Source organism: Symbiopectobacterium purcellii, assembly GCF_052050035.1.
Lineage (GTDB): Bacteria > Pseudomonadota > Gammaproteobacteria > Enterobacterales > Enterobacteriaceae > Symbiopectobacterium > Symbiopectobacterium purcellii_A.
In genome coordinates this window covers 3,717,403-3,733,323 of sequence record NZ_CP189882.1, presented here as the reverse complement: position 1 = coordinate 3,733,323, position 15,921 = coordinate 3,717,403, and the positions used below count along the sequence as shown (strand labels likewise).

Below are 15,921 nucleotides of genomic sequence, written 5' to 3'. Positions count from 1 at the left end.
GTAGGGCATTATGCCGCCTGTAAGTGCGTTAAAAATACCTCATTTGGAGAACGATAACCCAGCGATTTTCGGCCTCGCGTATTGAGCAGGTGTTCGAGTGCTGCAACCTTGCGATGGGTGACATAATTGAAGTCCGTTCCCTTCGGGTAAAAACGCCGTATCAGCCCGTTGGTATGCTCATTCAACCCGCGTTCCCAGGAATGATATGGCCGGGCAAAGTAGACCGGTGCCCCCGTGACTTTTGTAATTTCCCCGTGCTGGGAAAATTCAGAACCGTTGTCAGCAGCCAGGGTTTTAAACTCGCAGAAGGTATTGGCAACGATGTCCCTGAAGGCCGCTACCACTGTCTCTGCTCGCTTGTTGGGCAGTTTGCGAATGATGACCAGCTTGACGGCTTTATCGACCACCGTCAGCAGGAATGATTTCTGATCTTTGCCAAAGATGGTGTCAATCTCGAAATGCCCGGGTTCCTGCTTGAGGTCAGCAACGGCCGGCCGCTGCTCAATGCCAACACGGTTGGGAATAGGACCGCGTTTGTTCTCATCGGTCTGATAGTTATACCGTTTACCCCGATGAGGGAGCTGCTGATATAGCCAAGCGACTTAATTTTGATTACACCATATGGACTGAGAACAAACTCTCTGTATCGCAACCCATCTCTCTTTTTTTGCTTTTTGCTTTTTGCTTTTTGCTTTTTGCTTGTGCCCATTTATGCTCAATTGGGTTAAGATCTGGCGAATATGTAGGCAAATACTCCACCATATACCCTGCATCGATGATGACTTGTTGAATATTATGTTTTTTGTGAAAAGTGGCATTGTCCATCATGATTACACTGTTTTTAGGGAGTACTGGGATAAGGACTTGTGTGACCCAGGCATAGAAAACATCGCTGTTAATATTGATATCAAATAATCCGATAGCAAACAGCGTTGTGCCTAATAAAGCGCCGATAACATTTGTTCTTCCCCTAGCTCCCCAGTTCTTCAGGCCAAAACACCGTTGACCTTTTGGGGAATAGCCGTGAGTCCGTGGGGCATCGTGTGAAAAACCACTTTCATCAATAAAAACAATAGGTTTACCTTCTTTTTCATACTGTTGTTTTTTTTGTTGAAATCCCTGCCGGGCGTTTTCGTCGGCTTTCGGATGACGTAGAGTTTTTTTTATAGGTCAATCCCAGCTTTTTAAGCGCTTGCCAAATGGCCTTCTGACAAACGCCAAAACGCTCTGCACGTTCTTTTTGGTAAGCATCTGGATATTGTTCAACATCTTTTATCAACTCGGATTTATCGATCTTTCGCTGACGCGTGGTCGATGCTTTTGACTCTATTTGAGGCTTTGTTGAATAATTTAACCGTTTGATTTACATCTTCTTTAGTTAGAATGCATTTACAGAGAATGTATTTACAGAGAATGTATTTTGTTAGAACGACAAATCAAATAGTTAGCACAATAAAAAGCATTCCGAGAGGAAAAATTAGTCGTTGAAATTTTATAATGCTTATATAAATCAGTATCTTAAATTATTCAACAAAGCCTCTATTTGATTAATCCAACGCGATACAGAGGCAGGGCCAATCCGAAATTGCTTCGCTGTTTCTCGGATACTCAACCCTTCGTTTTTCCGTGTAGATATCACTTTACGTCTAAAATCAATTGAATAGCTCATTTAAATAATGTAATCAAAATTAAGTCGTTTAGCTATACAGCTCACCGCCGGCCCGGCGCTCCTGCTGGATATAGCGATAGAGCGAGTTCTTGCTGACGGACAGGCCAAATTCCAGGACCAGGCGCCCACTGATGACCTCAGGTGAGGTGTGGGTAGACAGCGCCGTTCTGATAAAGTCCTGAATGTGCGGTTCAAGCTGGTTAATCACGCTGTCCGGCCGAGTTTTCTGCCGCCGCCCTCTGGCCAACGTTTCGGCCCTTCTGCAGGAATAGACCCCGTTGAAAGCGGCGTCGGTATTGCGTCTGAGCTCCCTGCTGATGGTAGAACGAGGAAGCTCCAGTTCCCGGGCGATGGTGGCCTGGTTAACCCCATCACCACGCCGTTTTTCGATGTAGAACCGCTCTTTGTGAGTCAGATGTTTTCCCTGCATGCAACGGGATCTCCAGTAGGGCCAGAACGGTGATTTTATCCGGGTCTGGCCAGTGGGTCACTTTGTTGCATTTCGACTGGGAATGGGGCATCAACCTGCGCTGCCCGCGCGAGATCCGCGATTCGCTGCAAAAACTCAAGAATTTGCCAGTGATTACCGCAAGTGGTGGACAAATTTCACTCTCGGAGCTAGGCTGTGTCCCTTAATTACGTAACCGGGCGTAAAACAAGCGGATGCAGCCCAATTTCACCATTGCTAGATAGTTTCTTGCCGTTTTTTCATAACGTGTGGCAATCCGTCTATATTCCTTTAAACGGCCAAAACATCTTTCTACAACGTTGCGACGGCGATAAGCATTACGATAAAGTTGTGAGCGTCCATCTGAAGCCAGTTTTTCATTTGATTTTCGGGGAATAACCGCTCTTATCCCTTTTCTTTTCAACTCGTTACGGAGTGCATTGCCAGAGTAGGCTTTGTCAGCCAGTACCGCATGACCACGACGCTTCATGCTACCGTTCCGCCGTTGCACGCCAATGCCGTCCAGGAGTCGTAACGCGAACAGGCTTTCGTGAGCGTGCCCAGCACTCAGTACGATATTTAGCGGGATGCCGCTTCCGTCAGTCGCCATGTGGATTTTGGTGCCATAACCACCTCGTGAGCGACCCAGGCTGTTATCGTTGGTAATATCGGGATGTTTTTTTGAGCGCCAGCCGCACATTTGAGCGCACGGATATTGCTGCCATCCAGCGCAATGGCTGACCAGTCAACAAGTCCATGAGCATCAAGAAATGAAAGTAACCTATTAAAAATAATGTTAATAACTCCAGACTTTGACCATCTATTGAAACGGTTATAAACGGTTTTCCATGGGCCGTAACGTTCAGGTAAATCACGCCATGGGGCACCTGAACACAGTATCCAGAACATGCCGTTGACGATTTTGCGATGTTCTGCCCATGGCCGGCCTGCCTGCGGAGATGTCAAAACGGTTGGTAACAAGGGCTCAATGATTGCCCATGCTTCATCAGAAAGATCGTAGCGAGCCATAATCCAAAGTGTCTTAGAAACAGATGGATGCTATAGCTCAAGCAATTAAGGGACACAGCCTAGCCGATATTCGCATCAGCGATGGGCCGCCCATGCTGAAAAGTGAAAACGCGCGTCTTTCGGATTGGATCTACGTCGATATTCGCGGCCGCGATTTGAAATCTGCGGTACAGGATATGCAACGAGCGGTTGAACAACAGGTGAAATTACCGGAAGGCGTATCGCTGATTTGGTCGGGGCAATTTGAGTATCTGGAGCGCGCAACGGCCAAACTCAAAGTGGTATTACCGTTCACACTGCTGATTATTTTTATTCTGCTCTATGTATAGCCAAGCGACATTATTTTGATAACAGCCAGCTATGCTTCTTTGCCGCATATCAGGGCATAGGATGTAATCATTTTTAAGTCGGTTGGCTATAACGTTCAGCAAGGTAAAGGATGCGCTATTGATCATGGGCACCTTGCCCTTCTCGCTGATTGGCGGCGTATGGCTGCTTTATCTGCTGGGCTATAACTTATCGGTGGCGGCGGCGGTGGGCTTTATTGCGCTTGCCGGGGTGGCGGCCGAGTTCGGCGTTATCATGGTGTTATACCTCAATCACGCCATTGAAAAACGTCAACACGCTGATGAAACACTGGCATTACCCCTGTTGCGCGAGGCTATTCATGAAGGTGCCGTGTTGCGCGTGCGGCCTAAAGTGATGACGGTCGCCACCATCATGGCCGGACTATTGCCTATCATGTGGGGCGGCGGCACCGGGGCGGAGGTGATGCAACGTATTGCCGCACCGATGGTGGGCGGCATGGTAACCGCCCCTCTGCTCTCAATGCTGGTGATCCCCGCGTTCTACCTGCTGACACACCGTAAGCGAGGCGATAGCGCCTGAGTGGCAATCCCGTAATGTCGGTCCATACTCATCTTGGGCCGACAGGCTATTGCTGTGAGCTGAAACGAGCAAGCGATAACGTGATAATGAGCAAAGTTAATGCAGATAAATCAGGTTTATCGGTGACTATTGATTGCCGTTAATTGCAGCGCAGCAATATAATGAGATCAGTTATCACTGAAATCTTAGGAATGAAGGAGTTTAGCTATGGCTGTAACTAAGCTGGTACTGGTGAGACACGGTGAAAGCCAGTGGAACAATGAAAACCGCTTCACAGGCTGGTACGATGTTGACCTGTCCGAAAAGGGCCGCTCAGAAGCCAAAGCCGCTGGTACATTGCTGAAAAATGAAGGTTTCTCCTTCGATTTCGCGTATACCTCTGTGCTGAAACGCGCCATTCACACGCTGTGGAACATCTTGGACGAGCTGGATCAGGCTTGGCTGCCGGTGGAAAAGAGCTGGAAACTGAACGAACGCCACTACGGCGCGTTGCAGGGTCTGAACAAAGCAGAAACCGCAGAAAAATACGGTGATGACCAGGTTAAACAATGGCGTCGTGGTTTTGCTATCACTCCGCCGGCGCTGACCCGCGAAGATGAGCGTTTCCCTGGCCACGATCCGCGTTACGCCTCTCTGACTGATGCTGAGTTGCCGCAGACCGAAAGTCTGGCGCTGACCATTGAACGCGTTGTACCGTTCTGGAACGAAACCATTCTGCCACGTATCAAGAGCGGTGAGCGCGTTATCATCGCTGCACACGGTAACTCCCTGCGTGCGCTGGTGAAATACCTGGACAACATGGGCGAAGACGAAATCCTCGAGCTGAACATCCCAACGGGCGTACCTTTGGTGTATGAGTTCGATGAAAACTTCAAGCCGATCAAACACTACTATTTGGGTGACGCTGACGAAATCGCAGCAAAAGCCGCGGCTGTTGCCAATCAGGGCAAAGCTAAATAAGTAACGTTTGAATTGCAGTAATAAAAAACCCGTCGCTCGCTGGTTTTTTTATTCCTTTGTAGATTTATGTAACATTCAACAAAGCGCCATCGGAATTCCTGCCTTTGCATCGATAAGGCGCTATTTTTTATCGATATTTGTCACTCGATAGTGAAGACTAGCAATGGTTAGCGGCGACACGCCCTAAAATTGACATCAGGAGTGATGATGAATATAAGAAACGATCATGAAGTTAGCCAATCTTCAACACTAAAAGCGCTACCCTCGGTTACGCATCATTGTGAAGCCAAAAATACCGACGCCAGTGTTCCCCCTTTTAAACACATTGTCAACTGTATTGTCAGCATAATGAATGAAGATATGCGTCAGTCATCAAGACATTGCAAATCATCATCACCTTGGAATTATGAACGCCTTGGCATAGGGGCTACGACAACTCAATCACCGTATGCTATGCCACCGACATCAACATCACCGTCGACACAGGCGTCATTACTGTTTATTTTAAAAGACAATATCGCTAGTACTGCAAACAATACATCAGCGCGAAATGGGCTTCTTTATGCCACTACCGAGAGCATGGCGTGGCTTTGTTGAATAATTTAACCGTTTGATTTACATCTTCTTTAGTTAGAATGCATTTACAGAGAATGTATTTTGTTAGAACGACAAATCAAATAGTTAGCACAATAAAAAGCATTCCGAGAGGAAAAATCAGTCGTTGAAATTTTATAATGCTTATATAAATCAGCATCTTAAATTATTCAACAAAGCCGCATGGCGTTATATAAGTATAGGAAACAGAGCTACCCACCTCAATAATACATGGTGACCTTGAGGCATTGATATTGTTTTCAGAATCACACCAATAACCTGTTAATGCTGTTCTTAATCCACTAGTGGCCAAATAGCCTCCCACATTATCAATATGGGAGGCTCATTATACTGTGTGGTAATAGGGCTGATTCGATACATTGCTTTGCAAGCATATTATTTTGCATTATGCACAGCATCGAAAATCATAAGAAAACAGCATGCTGTCGTTTTCTTATTTAACGCGCCGCGCTTTGACGGCTTCAGCTAAAGCTCTCAGCAGCGTTTCAGTATCTTCCCAACCGATACACGCATCTGTCACACTGCGGCCATAAACCAGCGGCTCACCGCTTTCCAGGTTCTGGTTGCCTTCCACCAGATGGCTTTCCACCATCACACCGGTGATGGCACGTTCACCGCCAGCGATCTGCGCGCACACATCAGCGCCCACGTCCATCTGCTTCTTAAACTGTTTGCTGCTGTTGGCATGACTGAAATCGATCATCACCTGCGGACGCAGCCCGGCATTTTCCAACCCATCCTTAACGGCGCTAACGTGCTCGGCACTGTAATTCGGCGCCTTTCCACCACGCAAAATAATGTGGCAATCGTTGTTGCCGCTGGTGTTGACGATGGCAGAGTGACCCCATTTGGTCACCGACAGGAAGCAGTGCGGCGCACTCGCGGCGTTAATAGCATCGATTGCCACTTTAATCGTGCCATCGGTGCCATTTTTGAAACCAACCGGGCACGAGAGGCCAGAAGCCAATTCGCGGTGCACCTGCGATTCCGTAGTGCGTGCGCCGATGGCGCCCCAGCTCATCAGATCTGCCAGATACTGCGGCGATATCATGTCCAGAAACTCACCCGCAGCAGGTAACCCGCTATCGTTGATTTCCACCAGCAGTTGACGGGCGATACGCAATCCATCGTTAATCTGGAAGCTGTTATCCATGTGCGGATCGTTAATCAGTCCTTTCCAACCCACGGTAGTACGCGGTTTCTCGAAATAGACACGCATCACCACTTCTAAATCATCGCTCAACTCGTTGCGCAGCGTGAGCAAACGGGCGGCATATTCTTTAGCAGCCTTGGTATCATGAATCGAGCACGGACCAATCACCACCAGCAGACGATCGTCAGTGCCATGCAGAATCTTGTGAATTGCCGAGCGGGTAAATGAGACCGTTTCTGCCGCACGCGCGGTAGCCGGAAATTTCTCCAGCAGCGCGACAGGGGGTAATAACTCTTTGATCTCTTTAATTCTTAAGTCATCATTTTGGTAATTCATCATTCATCCATCGATGCTTGCGCAGAACATGCCACATCTTGCTAATAGGAAACGGTTGCAGGGCGATTACCCTAGCGTTTAAAAACCGATCTGTTCATATAGCAGCGCACAAATGATAAGTCAAGCGTATGGCGTACCCACAACAATATCGCGTTATTTTACGCGATAAAATGCTGTTAGCTGAACGCTACACCGCGTTTTCCAACGTGCACTTTACGCTCTACGCTGTAGGTACGAGGGCGTTGGATGCTGGCGCGCTTTCTTGATCCACAGCCAGGTGCCGTTGAGGGCGATACCCGTCAAAATCAGGTATTCCAACGCCATCACATAAACCCCCTGGTAGGTGAAGATCACCACGCTGATAACGTTAACCACAACCCACAAAATCCAGTTCTCCACATACATACGCGTCATCAGGACCATGGCTATCATGGAGAGCACCATCATGCTGGAATCCCAGAAGGGAAAGGCATCTGGCTGTAATGTCGGCATAGTCACCTGCACGCCCATGCTCTGCATCACCGTCACCGCAACCCCTGACAGCGCGGCAAACACCGCATCGATGTAGACCGTCATCAAACCAATCACAAGTGCACCCAGCGCTGACCAGACAAGCAATCTGGGGAGAGGCAGCCAGCGTATTTTCAAGGCGATATCCTGCTGTTCCGTGCGCCGTGTCCACTCATACCAGCCATAGACATTGGCCACAAAGAAAAAGATTTGCAGCAGCAGGCTGGCATAAAGCTGAATCTGGAAAAAAATAACGGCAAACAGCGAGACGTTGATCAAACCAAACAGATAATTGATGGTTTTTTCCAGGCTGGCAAGCCAGATACAGAGCAGGCCGCACAGTGCGCCGATGGCTTCAATCCAAGAAAGATCGTACCCACCCGCGCCGAACGGGATATGAATCAAAATGTTGCTGGTTCTGAAAAAGTCCATCTTGCCACCCCATGTTTATCGTCAAATGAGGAAATCCTGCATCTGCCAGACTCCCAAACGGGATATATGGTAGCAGCAGGTTAGCAAGAAGGCACTTAATGTTTTACATACTAAACAAATAATGAGTAATAAGTTCAATTATCTTATTTTGTTTAGCGAATATAAAACTAACCGAACCAGCGATGCCAATAAATCGACAGAGGGATGATAAACAACAGCGCAGGCAAGAAATTCACCACGGCGAACATTTTGATCTGCGCGATACGCAGCCCTACCGCCATCATGATAATGCCGCCACAGGCTGCAAAATCCCCCATGGTGATGTCATTCATAAACGGCATGATCAATTGCGCGTAAAAAAATAACAGCGCCTGAACCATAAATTGCGGTACCGCGATTGAAATCACTGCCGCGCCGAGCGTGATAGAAAAAATCAGCGCAGTGAACACATCCAGTGCCGATTTGATAATCAGCAGTTGATAGTCACCCGTCAGCCCTTCCGTCAGCGCACCAACCACGCCCGTGCCGCTGGCACAGAACAGCACGATTAGAGCCGTAAAATTCTGGGTATACACATCCGCCGGCAGTTTGTGCCGAGGCGGTGGCAGAACACGGCTTAACACCCGTTGGATCCAGATGCCGGCGAGTTGTATACCGTGCTCCAATTTCAGCAGTTCACCCAAGGCAACCCCCAGCACCACCGCCAGCGCGACCGCTGGCAACTGATGCACCTTGATAACCAAGGTTATTCCCATCGCAATGGAGATCATGGCAAACGCAGGGGGGAGACCATCGCGAAGACGCTGGGGAATAAAACGACTCAGGGAAATACCCAGTAGGCCGCCAATAATAATGGCAGAACCGTTAATCAGAGGACCAATCATAATACTCCTTACACCCACATCTGCGTATTACTGATAACGAGACTTCAGTGGGTTTGCCCCGGTAATCACAGCGGGCAGAAAAATACAAAGAACCTACTATACTCCCACCAGACCCCGGCAGGATGCAATAAGCGTGGGCTTTGTTGAATAAATCGAACTTTCAGGGGATCGCCGGATCAGAGCACTATCATCGCTCCCGATAGCAGCTCCCCATGGCAAAGCAAAAGTTTAAAATCACCAACTGGCCCACCTACAACAAAGCACTCAGACAACGCGGCTCCCTGACGGTCTGGCTTGATGAGTCGGCCATCGCTGCATGGACTGACAGTGCTTCGCCTGAAGGTCGTGGTCGGCCGCTTTACTACACCGATATGGCTGTTACCACGGTTTTGATGATAAAGCGCGTGTTTAACCTGTCGCTCCGGGCATTACAGGGCTTTGTCGACTCGGTTTTTACACTGATGAGCCTGCCACTGCGCTGCCCGGACTACTCTCTGGTCAGTCGGCGGGCAAAAACCGTCAGTATCAGCATAAAAACGCCAACGCGTGGTGAAATCTCGCATCTGGTCATCGACAGTACCGGTCTGAAGGTCTTTGGCGAAGGTGAATGGAAAGTCAGGCAGCATGGGGCTGACAGACGAAAAACTAGTTGCTGAATAGAGACTTGCATTTTTTGTCAGGCTATTGAGAATAAAAAGAGGTTTAACTTAGAGAATAAAGGTTTGAAATGATCAACAAAGAGCGGTTGTTACGAGATAATCGTTTATGTAAAGCAATCATTGGATTATCAGTCGAAGAATTGAAAAATTTAGCCGCTGAATTTTCAGCTTGTTATTTGATTTATCGGAAAAAGAATCGAAAAGATCACGAGCGGCAGATGGGTGCAGGGCAGAAAGGATTTATCCCAACCCCATTAGATAAACTGCTTTTTATTTTATTGTATTTAAAATGTTATCCGACCTATGATTTGCAAGGACTTCTTTTTGGTTTAGATAGAACACGGGTATGTCGCTGGGTAAAAATATTATTGCCGGTTTTAGAGATGACCTTGGGGCGAGAATGTGTTTTGCCCGCTCGTCAAATTCGCTCTGCTGAGGAATTTTTTCGCGCCTTTCCTGGAGTTAAAGACGTCTTTATTGATGGGACAGAGCGACCTGTCCAAAAGCCTAAGAATCTGCGTCGGCGAAAAAAAATGTATTCGGGAAAGAAAAGACAGACCACTCGAAAAGGGCTTATTATGACTGACGAAACAAGGCAAATTGGATTTATCCCCATGAGCAAAAATGGGCGCCGTCACGATAAACGCTTACTCGATAAAGTCGATATAATTCGCCATATTCCTCCTGAGGTAACCATCTGGGCAGATACCGGTTTTCAAGGTATAGATAAACAGCATCCTAATACACAAATCCCAAAAAAAGGAACTCGAAAAAGACCTTTATCGCCTGAACAAAAACAAGAAAATAAAATAATCTCGGGCATCCGTATTACAGTTGAACACGCCATCGCGGGTATCAAGCGCCTCGGTTGCATGACCCAAATTTTACGGAATCGTAGACCCTTTATTGATGATACCTTCTTACTCCTTAGAACCTATCCCAATAGGATTTTATTCCAGACAATGATGCCGCAGGTAAAATGCAGCATCGCCTCATAATTTTCGACTTTCTTCTCCCAGCGAGTCAGAACCCGACGAAAGCGATTCATCCAGCTGTGAGTTCTCTCCACTACCCAGCGGTGAGCTTTAAAATCCGTGTTTTTGATGGCTTCCGACTCCTCTTTCCTTGACTGGATATGAGGTTCGTAACGACGATTTTTCAGACAGGCCTCCAGCCATCCGGCTTCATAGCCTTTGTCCAGACAGAGGCGGAGCTTTCTGCCGGGTCTGCCCGTCTGAAGGGCGTCGAGAGTATAGCCAAGCGACTTAATTTTGATTACACCATATGGACTGAGAACAAACTCTCTGTATCGCAACCCATCTCTCTTTTTTTGCTTTTTGCTTGTGCCCATTTATGCTCAATTGGGTTAAGATCTGGCGAATATGTAGGCAAATACTCCACCATATACCCTGCATCGATGATGACTTGTTGAATATTATGTTTTTTGTGAAAAGTGGCATTGTCCATCATGATTACACTGTTTTTAGGGAGTACTGGGATAAGGACTTGTGTGACCCAGGCATAGAAAACATCGCTGTTAATATTGATATCAAATAATCCGATAGCAAACAGCGTTGTGCCTAATAAAGCGCCGATAACATTTGTTCTTCCCCTAGCTCCCCAGTTCTTCAGGCCAAAACACCGTTGACCTTTTGGGGAATAGCCGTGAGTCCGTGGGGCATCGTGTGAAAAACCACTTTCATCAATAAAAACAATAGGTTTACCTTCTTTTTCATACTGTTGTTTTTTTTGTTGAAATCCCTGCCGGGCGTTTTCGTCGGCTTTCGGATGACGTAGAGTTTTTTTTATAGGTCAATCCCAGCTTTTTAAGCGCTTGCCAAATGGCCTTCTGACAAACGCCAAAACGCTCTGCACGTTCTTTTTGGTAAGCATCTGGATATTGTTCAACATCTTTTATCAACTCGGATTTATCGATCTTTCGCTGACGCGTGGTCGATGCTTTTGACTCTATTTGATTAATCCAACGCGATACAGAGGCAGGGCCAATCCGAAATTGCTTCGCTGTTTCTCGGATACTCAACCCTTCGTTTTTCCGTGTAGATATCGCTTTACGTCTAAAATCAATTGAATAGCTCATTTAAATAATGTAATCAAAATTAAGTCGTTTAGCTATAGCAGAGCATTCTCCCGAAACTCGTCCGGATAGCGATTATTGCTCATTTTACGACCGTTCGATTGAGTCATTTTCCACCTCTGTCAGCAATTTTACTCACTTAACAGCGTGTCCACGATCTCTGGGCCGGATCAAACCATCTATCGACAGCCATGACCAGTCGATAGCATCCAGCTGCTCGCAGGCCAGCAACCCGTTCTGCCAGAACCGTTCAAAAACTCCTGCATCCCGCCACTCCTGGAAGCGGCGGTGAGCGGAGCTTGACGAGCATATCCCGGTGGCATTCAGGGCATTCCACTGGCAACCCGTTCTGAGCACAAAGAGAATGGCGTTCATTGCGGCACGATTATCAACCCGCCTGCGATGCGTACCCAGCGGATGGTGGGTTTTGTGTTCCGGGAGCAACGGAACCATTTTCCCCCAGAGTTCATCGCTGATCTGCCACTTATTGCTTGCCATACTTCCCTCAGAAATTGCCATTACTTATTAACTGACAATTCCTTTTGGGATAGGTTCTTAGCGCCGGTCTTTGGAATTTCCATCTCAGAACAGCGTAAAATTTACTTCAATCACCGAAACACCCTTATTTCACTATTAAGCAACACGCTTATGGCTTTGTTGAATAAATCAGAATTAGCCGACAGGATGACTCCCTCTGCTACACCTGTTATCCTATCCTGACGCTGTGTGGCATACCCAACAACGTCATACGATTCAGCGCTTTGACCATCGCCATGGCTTCACCCACCTGAGCATCGTAGTCACGCAGGCTCAGGTGTCCACCCAGCAAAGTTTTTATGCGGAACATCGCTGTTTCTGCCACTGAACGCCGGTGATAACCCACTTTCTTTTTCCACATATCATTACTCCCGCTCAGACGCTGATTCGCCACCGCATGGTTACGTTCATAGTACTTGTCCGGCCAGTATTTCGCTCCGCTTCGCGGCGGGATAAGGGGCCTGATTTTCGTTCTTAGCAACGCATCGTGGCAGTAACGGGCGTCATAAGCACCGTCTGCTGACACTTCCCTGATTTTTCGGTGGGTTTGGTTAATCAGGCACGGCAGTGCCTGCGCATCTGTCGTTCCGCTGAGCGATAAGTCGGCACAGATAATCTCATGCGTCGCACTGTCTGCTGCCAGATGAAGCTTGCGCCACACTCTTCAAGCGTGTTGCTTAATAGTGAAATAAGGGTGTTTCGGTGATTGAAGTAAATTTTATGCTGTTCTGAGATGGAAATTCCAAAGACCGGCGCTAAGGAGTAAGAAGGTATCATCAATAAAGGGTCTACGATTCCGTAAAATTTGGGTCATGCAACCGAGGCGCTTGATACCCGCGATGGCGTGTTCAACTGTAATACGGATGCCCGAGATTATTTTATTTTCTTGTTTTTGTTCAGGCGATAAAGGTCTTTTTCGAGTTCCTTTTTTTGGGATTTGTGTATTAGGATGCTGTTTATCTATACCTTGAAAACCGGTATCTGCCCAGATGGTTACCTCAGGAGGAATATGGCGAATTATATCGACTTTATCGAGTAAGCGTTTATCGTGACGGCGCCCATTTTTGCTCATCGGGATAAATCCAATTTGCCTTGTTTCGTCAGTCATAATAAGCCCTTTTCGAGTGGTCTGTCTTTTCTTTCCCGAATACATTTTTTTTTCGCCGACGCAGATTCTTAGGCTTTTGGACACGTCGCTCTGTCCCATCAATAAAGACGTCTTTAACTCCAGGAAAGGCGCGAAAAAATTCCTCAGCAGAGCGAATTTGACGAGCGGGCAAAACACATTCTCGCGGCTTTGTTGAATAATTTAACCGTTTGATTTACATCTTCTTTAGTTAGAATGCATTTACAGAGAATGTATTTTGTTAGAACGACAAATCAAATAGTTAGCACAATAAAAAGCATTCCGAGAGGAAAAATTAGTCGTTGGAATTTTATAATGCTTATATAAATCAGTATCTTAAATTATTCAACAAAGCCCATTCTCGCCCCAAGGTCATCTCTAAAACCGGCAATAATATTTTTACCCAGCGACATACCCGTGTTCTATCTAAACCAAAAAGAAGTCCTTGCAAATCATAGGTCGGATAACATTTTAAATGAGTCTGTAAAGAATTTTGTGTAAATGGCTCCATTGCTTAACCGGAGATTCGTTCTCCATACATCAACATGAATTGGCTCATAGCAGGTTTCCAGTCTCTGATTGGCAAGGTCCATTTAGCAGAGATATTATGCAAGGCTAGATAGAGTAATTTTATCACCGAGTCATCCGTTGGAAATATTCGTCGCGTTTTCGTTATCTTGCGCAATGAAGCATTTAACGACTCTATCGCGTTGGTGGTGTAGATAACCTTGCGGATCTCCGGCGGAAAGTCAAAAATGACGATGATACGTTCCCAATTATTTCTCCACGACGGGCTGATCGTCGGGAACTGCTCATCCCATTTGGCCGCGAAGGCATCCAGGGCCTCTTCAGCGCCCTCTAGCGTTGCGGAACTATAGATGGTGCGCAGGTCAGCAGCAACGGCCTTACGCTCTTTCCAGCCGACGTAGCGCAGCGAGTTCCGCACCTGATGCACAATGCAGAGCTGTACCCGCGTATGCGGGTAAACAGCTTCAATGGCATCAGGAAAGCCCTTCAGGCCATCGCAGCAGGCGACGAAGATGTCCTTTAGCCCACGATTTTTCAGTTCTGTCATCACAGATAACCAGAACTTGGCCCCCTCAGTTTTGGCTATCCATAGCCCCAGCAGCTCTTTTTCGCCCTGGCCGTTGACGCCGAGGGCCAGATAAACAGACTTGTTGGCCACGGCTCCGCCGTCCTGGCTTTTGACAACAATACAGTCAAGGTAAACAATGGGATAAAGCGCATCCAGCGGCCGTTGCTGCCAGCGCTTAACTTCATCCATCACAGCATTGGTCACTTGAGAAATGAAGCCAGCGGAAACATCGACCCAGTAGACTTCTTTAAAGTGAGCCTGAATATCACGGGTTGATAACCCTCTGGAATAGAGAGAAATAATGCGGTCATCGAAGCCGTTAAGCTGCTTTTCGTGCTTACCGATCAGTGTCGGCTCGAAGGTACTGTTGCGGTCGCGCGGAATATCGAGCTCGATCTCCCCATTTTGGCTACGTACGCTCTTGGATGTCTTGCCATTGCGGGAGTTGCCTGAATGATTACCTGCCGGGTCATGCTTAGCATACCCAAGGTGCATCTCCATCTCAGCTTCAAGAACCCGTTCCGCCAGTCTTTTAGTCAGCACCTTGAGTAGGCCTGATTCACCCAGCAGATCCTGAGGGGAGTGACAATCTTGAAGCAGTTGGTCAATAAGTTCGTTGCTGATAGGCATTTTGTTATCCTTTGAAGGTTTTACTCAAAATGCCATTTACACAGATTATTTTACAGTCTCGGTATTGGGAAATGATGTTGCAGGCGTTGTTGTGCGCGTTGGTGCGAATGTAAAACGGTTCAAACCTGGCGATGAGGTTTACGCTCGACCCGAGCAGGCGCGTATCGGCACTTTTGCCGAAAGGATCGCCGTACCAGAAAACGCTCTGGCATTAAAGCCCCATCATCTCAGCATGGGTGAAGCCGCATCCCTTCCACTGGTCAGCCTGACCGCCTGGCAAACGTTGGTGGAAGCTGCGGGGCTGAAAAAAGGCCAAAAGGTGCTTATCCATGCGGGTTCAGGTGACGTGGGTACCCTTGCGATTCAGCTAGCTAAGCATTTGGGCGCTTTTGTTGCTACCACCACCAGCGATCGTAATCTTGCGTGGGTGAAGGCGCTAGGGGCGGATGTGGTGATTGATTACCACAAACAGGATTTTGCAACAGTCCTGCACGATTATGATGTGGTGCTCAATGGTCTTGGAAAAGCGACATTGGAGAAATCGCTTCAGGTGCTGAAACCCGGCGGTCAGCTTATTTCGATCTCTGGGCCACCGGATCCCGCGTTTGCGATAGCGCAAGGGCAGCCCTGTTGGCTACAGCAGTTAAGCGGCTTCTGAGTTACCGAATCCGAAAGAAAGCTGCACGTTTGGGCATCAGATATCAGTTTGTCTTTATGCGTGCCAGCGCAGAGCAGTTGGACAAGATTAGCCTGCTTATTGAATCCGGTGCCATCAGGCCGATTGTGGATCGGATATTTCCCTTCGACTCTACGGCGGATGCATTGGCTCACGTCTAAACAGGACGAGCGAAAGG

General features: G+C 47.5%; 20 protein-coding genes and 6 pseudogenes. 8 read left to right on the top strand and 18 right to left on the bottom strand.

The genetic code is table 11. The features are described 5' to 3' along the window. Positions 1-8 precede the first annotated feature (8 nt). The 5 genes and pseudogenes from ACQGXV_RS25440 to ACQGXV_RS25420 all read right to left on the bottom strand — a co-directional run. Positions 9-581: pseudogene (locus ACQGXV_RS25440) on the bottom strand (IS30 family transposase); the annotation flags it as partial. A gap of 31 nt (positions 582-612) precedes the next feature. Next, positions 613-1,167: an IS630 family transposase gene (locus ACQGXV_RS25435; RefSeq protein ID WP_440867224.1), complete on the bottom strand. Its 555-nt coding sequence runs from the start codon at positions 1,165-1,167 to the stop codon at positions 613-615. After that, on the bottom strand, positions 1,091-1,330 hold the full coding sequence (locus tag ACQGXV_RS25430) for an IS630 transposase-related protein (RefSeq protein ID WP_440867346.1): 240 nt from the start codon (positions 1,328-1,330) through the stop codon (positions 1,091-1,093). The genes ACQGXV_RS25435 and ACQGXV_RS25430 overlap by 77 nt, the downstream gene beginning before the upstream one ends. A 180-nt stretch (positions 1,331-1,510) precedes the next feature. Next, positions 1,511-1,669, bottom strand: coding sequence for a helix-turn-helix domain-containing protein (locus ACQGXV_RS25425; RefSeq protein WP_440863586.1), 159 nt, complete (start codon positions 1,667-1,669; stop codon positions 1,511-1,513). Positions 1,670-1,697: 28 nt separating this feature from the next. Beyond that, a complete protein-coding gene (locus ACQGXV_RS25420; RefSeq protein WP_440863585.1) occupies positions 1,698-2,099 on the bottom strand; it encodes a transposase in 402 nt (133 codons plus the stop codon). Positions 2,100-2,161: 62 nt separating this feature from the next. On the opposite strand from ACQGXV_RS25420, the gene ACQGXV_RS25415 reads away from it, so the two are divergent. Continuing rightward, on the top strand, positions 2,162-2,305 hold the full coding sequence (locus ACQGXV_RS25415) for a hypothetical protein (protein ID WP_440867840.1): 144 nt from the start codon (positions 2,162-2,164) through the stop codon (positions 2,303-2,305). Here the strand turns inward: ACQGXV_RS25415 and ACQGXV_RS25410 are convergent. Further along, positions 2,302-3,146, bottom strand: a protein-coding gene (locus ACQGXV_RS25410; protein WP_440863584.1) for an IS5 family transposase whose coding sequence is annotated in 2 segments (ribosomal slippage) — positions 2,302-2,801 and positions 2,801-3,146 — 846 coding nt in all. Because the reading frame shifts where the segments join, the coding sequence is not laid out codon by codon here. The two genes, ACQGXV_RS25415 and ACQGXV_RS25410, sit on opposite strands and share 4 nt — an antisense overlap. Before the next feature lie 59 nt (positions 3,147-3,205). Between ACQGXV_RS25410 and ACQGXV_RS25405 the strand changes: the two are divergent. From ACQGXV_RS25405 to ACQGXV_RS25395, 3 genes and pseudogenes are all read left to right on the top strand, one after another. Then, positions 3,206-4,034: pseudogene (locus ACQGXV_RS25405) on the top strand (efflux RND transporter permease subunit); the annotation flags it as partial. A gap of 207 nt (positions 4,035-4,241) precedes the next feature. Then, positions 4,242-4,994: a 2,3-diphosphoglycerate-dependent phosphoglycerate mutase gene (gene gpmA, locus ACQGXV_RS25400; protein ID WP_222160048.1), complete on the top strand. Its 753-nt coding sequence runs from the start codon at positions 4,242-4,244 to the stop codon at positions 4,992-4,994. 204 nt (positions 4,995-5,198) lie between these two features. Beyond that, positions 5,199-5,591 (top strand): hypothetical protein, encoded by a 393-nt coding sequence (locus ACQGXV_RS25395; RefSeq protein ID WP_440863583.1) that lies wholly within the window; start codon positions 5,199-5,201, stop codon positions 5,589-5,591. A gap of 451 nt (positions 5,592-6,042) precedes the next feature. Here the strand turns inward: ACQGXV_RS25395 and aroG are convergent, their stop codons facing one another. The 3 genes from aroG to ACQGXV_RS25380 all read right to left on the bottom strand — a co-directional run bounded on the left by aroG (position 6,043) and on the right by ACQGXV_RS25380 (position 8,924). Then, complete coding sequence (aroG, locus tag ACQGXV_RS25390; protein WP_440867608.1) at positions 6,043-7,098, bottom strand: 3-deoxy-7-phosphoheptulonate synthase AroG; 1,056 nt, start codon at positions 7,096-7,098, stop codon at positions 6,043-6,045. Positions 7,099-7,311: 213 nt separating this feature from the next. After that, on the bottom strand, positions 7,312-8,040 hold the full coding sequence (pnuC, locus tag ACQGXV_RS25385) for a nicotinamide riboside transporter PnuC (RefSeq protein WP_440863582.1): 729 nt from the start codon (positions 8,038-8,040) through the stop codon (positions 7,312-7,314). 167 nt (positions 8,041-8,207) lie between these two features. After that, entirely contained in the window at positions 8,208-8,924 is a 717-nt protein-coding gene (locus tag ACQGXV_RS25380; protein WP_440863581.1) for a DUF554 domain-containing protein, read from the bottom strand. A gap of 212 nt (positions 8,925-9,136) precedes the next feature. On the opposite strand from ACQGXV_RS25380, the pseudogene ACQGXV_RS25375 reads away from it, so the two are divergent. After that, positions 9,137-9,568 (top strand): annotated as a pseudogene (locus ACQGXV_RS25375) (IS5 family transposase); the annotation flags it as partial. A gap of 83 nt (positions 9,569-9,651) precedes the next feature. Continuing rightward, positions 9,652-10,581, top strand: coding sequence for a transposase family protein (locus tag ACQGXV_RS25370; protein ID WP_440863580.1), 930 nt, complete (start codon positions 9,652-9,654; stop codon positions 10,579-10,581). Here ACQGXV_RS25370 and ACQGXV_RS25365 read toward each other — a convergent pair. The 9 genes and pseudogenes from ACQGXV_RS25365 to ACQGXV_RS25325 all read right to left on the bottom strand — a co-directional run. Beyond that, positions 10,518-10,844, bottom strand: a pseudogene (locus tag ACQGXV_RS25365) (transposase); the annotation flags it as partial. The gene ACQGXV_RS25370 and the pseudogene ACQGXV_RS25365 sit on opposite strands and share 64 nt — an antisense overlap. 14 nt (positions 10,845-10,858) lie before the next feature. Continuing rightward, positions 10,859-11,392: an IS630 family transposase gene (locus ACQGXV_RS25360; RefSeq protein WP_440862665.1), complete on the bottom strand. Its 534-nt coding sequence runs from the start codon at positions 11,390-11,392 to the stop codon at positions 10,859-10,861. After that, positions 11,316-11,681: an IS630 transposase-related protein gene (locus ACQGXV_RS25355; protein WP_440863579.1), complete on the bottom strand. Its 366-nt coding sequence runs from the start codon at positions 11,679-11,681 to the stop codon at positions 11,316-11,318. Before ACQGXV_RS25355 ends, ACQGXV_RS25360 begins: the two co-directional genes overlap by 77 nt. 171 nt (positions 11,682-11,852) lie before the next feature. Continuing rightward, positions 11,853-12,176: pseudogene (locus ACQGXV_RS25350) on the bottom strand (transposase); the annotation flags it as partial. 208 nt (positions 12,177-12,384) lie between these two features. Beyond that, positions 12,385-12,879: pseudogene (locus ACQGXV_RS25345) on the bottom strand (IS5 family transposase); the annotation flags it as partial. A 54-nt stretch (positions 12,880-12,933) separates the two neighbouring features. Further along, positions 12,934-13,368 (bottom strand): transposase family protein, encoded by a 435-nt coding sequence (locus ACQGXV_RS25340; protein WP_440862780.1) that lies wholly within the window; start codon positions 13,366-13,368, stop codon positions 12,934-12,936. Continuing rightward, positions 13,316-13,495 carry a hypothetical protein gene (locus ACQGXV_RS25335; RefSeq protein ID WP_440863578.1) on the bottom strand — a complete coding sequence of 60 codons (180 nt, stop codon included), beginning with the start codon at positions 13,493-13,495 and terminating at the stop codon, positions 13,316-13,318. Before ACQGXV_RS25335 ends, ACQGXV_RS25340 begins: the two co-directional genes overlap by 53 nt. 174 nt (positions 13,496-13,669) lie before the next feature. After that, entirely contained in the window at positions 13,670-13,852 is a 183-nt protein-coding gene (locus ACQGXV_RS25330) for a transposase family protein (protein WP_440863577.1), read from the bottom strand. Positions 13,853-13,855: 3 nt separating this feature from the next. Next, complete coding sequence (locus ACQGXV_RS25325) at positions 13,856-15,067, bottom strand: IS256 family transposase (RefSeq protein WP_440863576.1); 1,212 nt, start codon at positions 15,065-15,067, stop codon at positions 13,856-13,858. Here ACQGXV_RS25325 and ACQGXV_RS25320 point away from each other — a divergent pair. Continuing rightward, entirely contained in the window at positions 15,054-15,725 is a 672-nt protein-coding gene (locus tag ACQGXV_RS25320; RefSeq protein WP_440863575.1) for an NADP-dependent oxidoreductase, read from the top strand. The two genes, ACQGXV_RS25325 and ACQGXV_RS25320, sit on opposite strands and share 14 nt — an antisense overlap. After that, positions 15,698-15,904 carry a zinc-binding dehydrogenase gene (locus tag ACQGXV_RS25315; RefSeq protein WP_440863574.1) on the top strand — a complete coding sequence of 69 codons (207 nt, stop codon included), beginning with the start codon at positions 15,698-15,700 and terminating at the stop codon, positions 15,902-15,904. Before ACQGXV_RS25320 ends, ACQGXV_RS25315 begins: the two co-directional genes overlap by 28 nt. Positions 15,905-15,921: the final 17 nt, after the last annotated feature.

Bases quoted from the DNA above. Each gene is read 5' to 3' on its own strand.
- ACQGXV_RS25325 (WP_440863576.1), bottom strand. From the start codon at position 15,067: ATGCCTATCAGCAACGAACTTATTGACCAACTGCTTCAAGATTGTCAC.
- pnuC (WP_440863582.1), bottom strand. From the start codon at position 8,040: ATGGACTTTTTCAGAACCAGCAACATTTTGATTCATATCCCGTTCGGC.
- gpmA (WP_222160048.1), top strand. From the start codon at position 4,242: ATGGCTGTAACTAAGCTGGTACTGGTGAGACACGGTGAAAGCCAGTGG.
- ACQGXV_RS25330 (WP_440863577.1), bottom strand. From the start codon at position 13,852: ATGGAGCCATTTACACAAAATTCTTTACAGACTCATTTAAAATGTTAT.
- ACQGXV_RS25395 (WP_440863583.1), top strand. From the start codon at position 5,199: ATGATGAATATAAGAAACGATCATGAAGTTAGCCAATCTTCAACACTA.
- ACQGXV_RS25425 (WP_440863586.1), bottom strand. From the start codon at position 1,669: ATGAGCTATTCAATTGATTTTAGACGTAAAGTGATATCTACACGGAAA.
- ACQGXV_RS25420 (WP_440863585.1), bottom strand. From the start codon at position 2,099: ATGCAGGGAAAACATCTGACTCACAAAGAGCGGTTCTACATCGAAAAA.
- ACQGXV_RS25370 (WP_440863580.1), top strand. From the start codon at position 9,652: ATGATCAACAAAGAGCGGTTGTTACGAGATAATCGTTTATGTAAAGCA.
- aroG (WP_440867608.1), bottom strand. From the start codon at position 7,098: ATGAATTACCAAAATGATGACTTAAGAATTAAAGAGATCAAAGAGTTA.
- ACQGXV_RS25355 (WP_440863579.1), bottom strand. From the start codon at position 11,681: ATGAGCTATTCAATTGATTTTAGACGTAAAGCGATATCTACACGGAAA.
- ACQGXV_RS25340 (WP_440862780.1), bottom strand. From the start codon at position 13,368: ATGTATTCGGGAAAGAAAAGACAGACCACTCGAAAAGGGCTTATTATG.
- ACQGXV_RS25380 (WP_440863581.1), bottom strand. From the start codon at position 8,924: ATGATTGGTCCTCTGATTAACGGTTCTGCCATTATTATTGGCGGCCTA.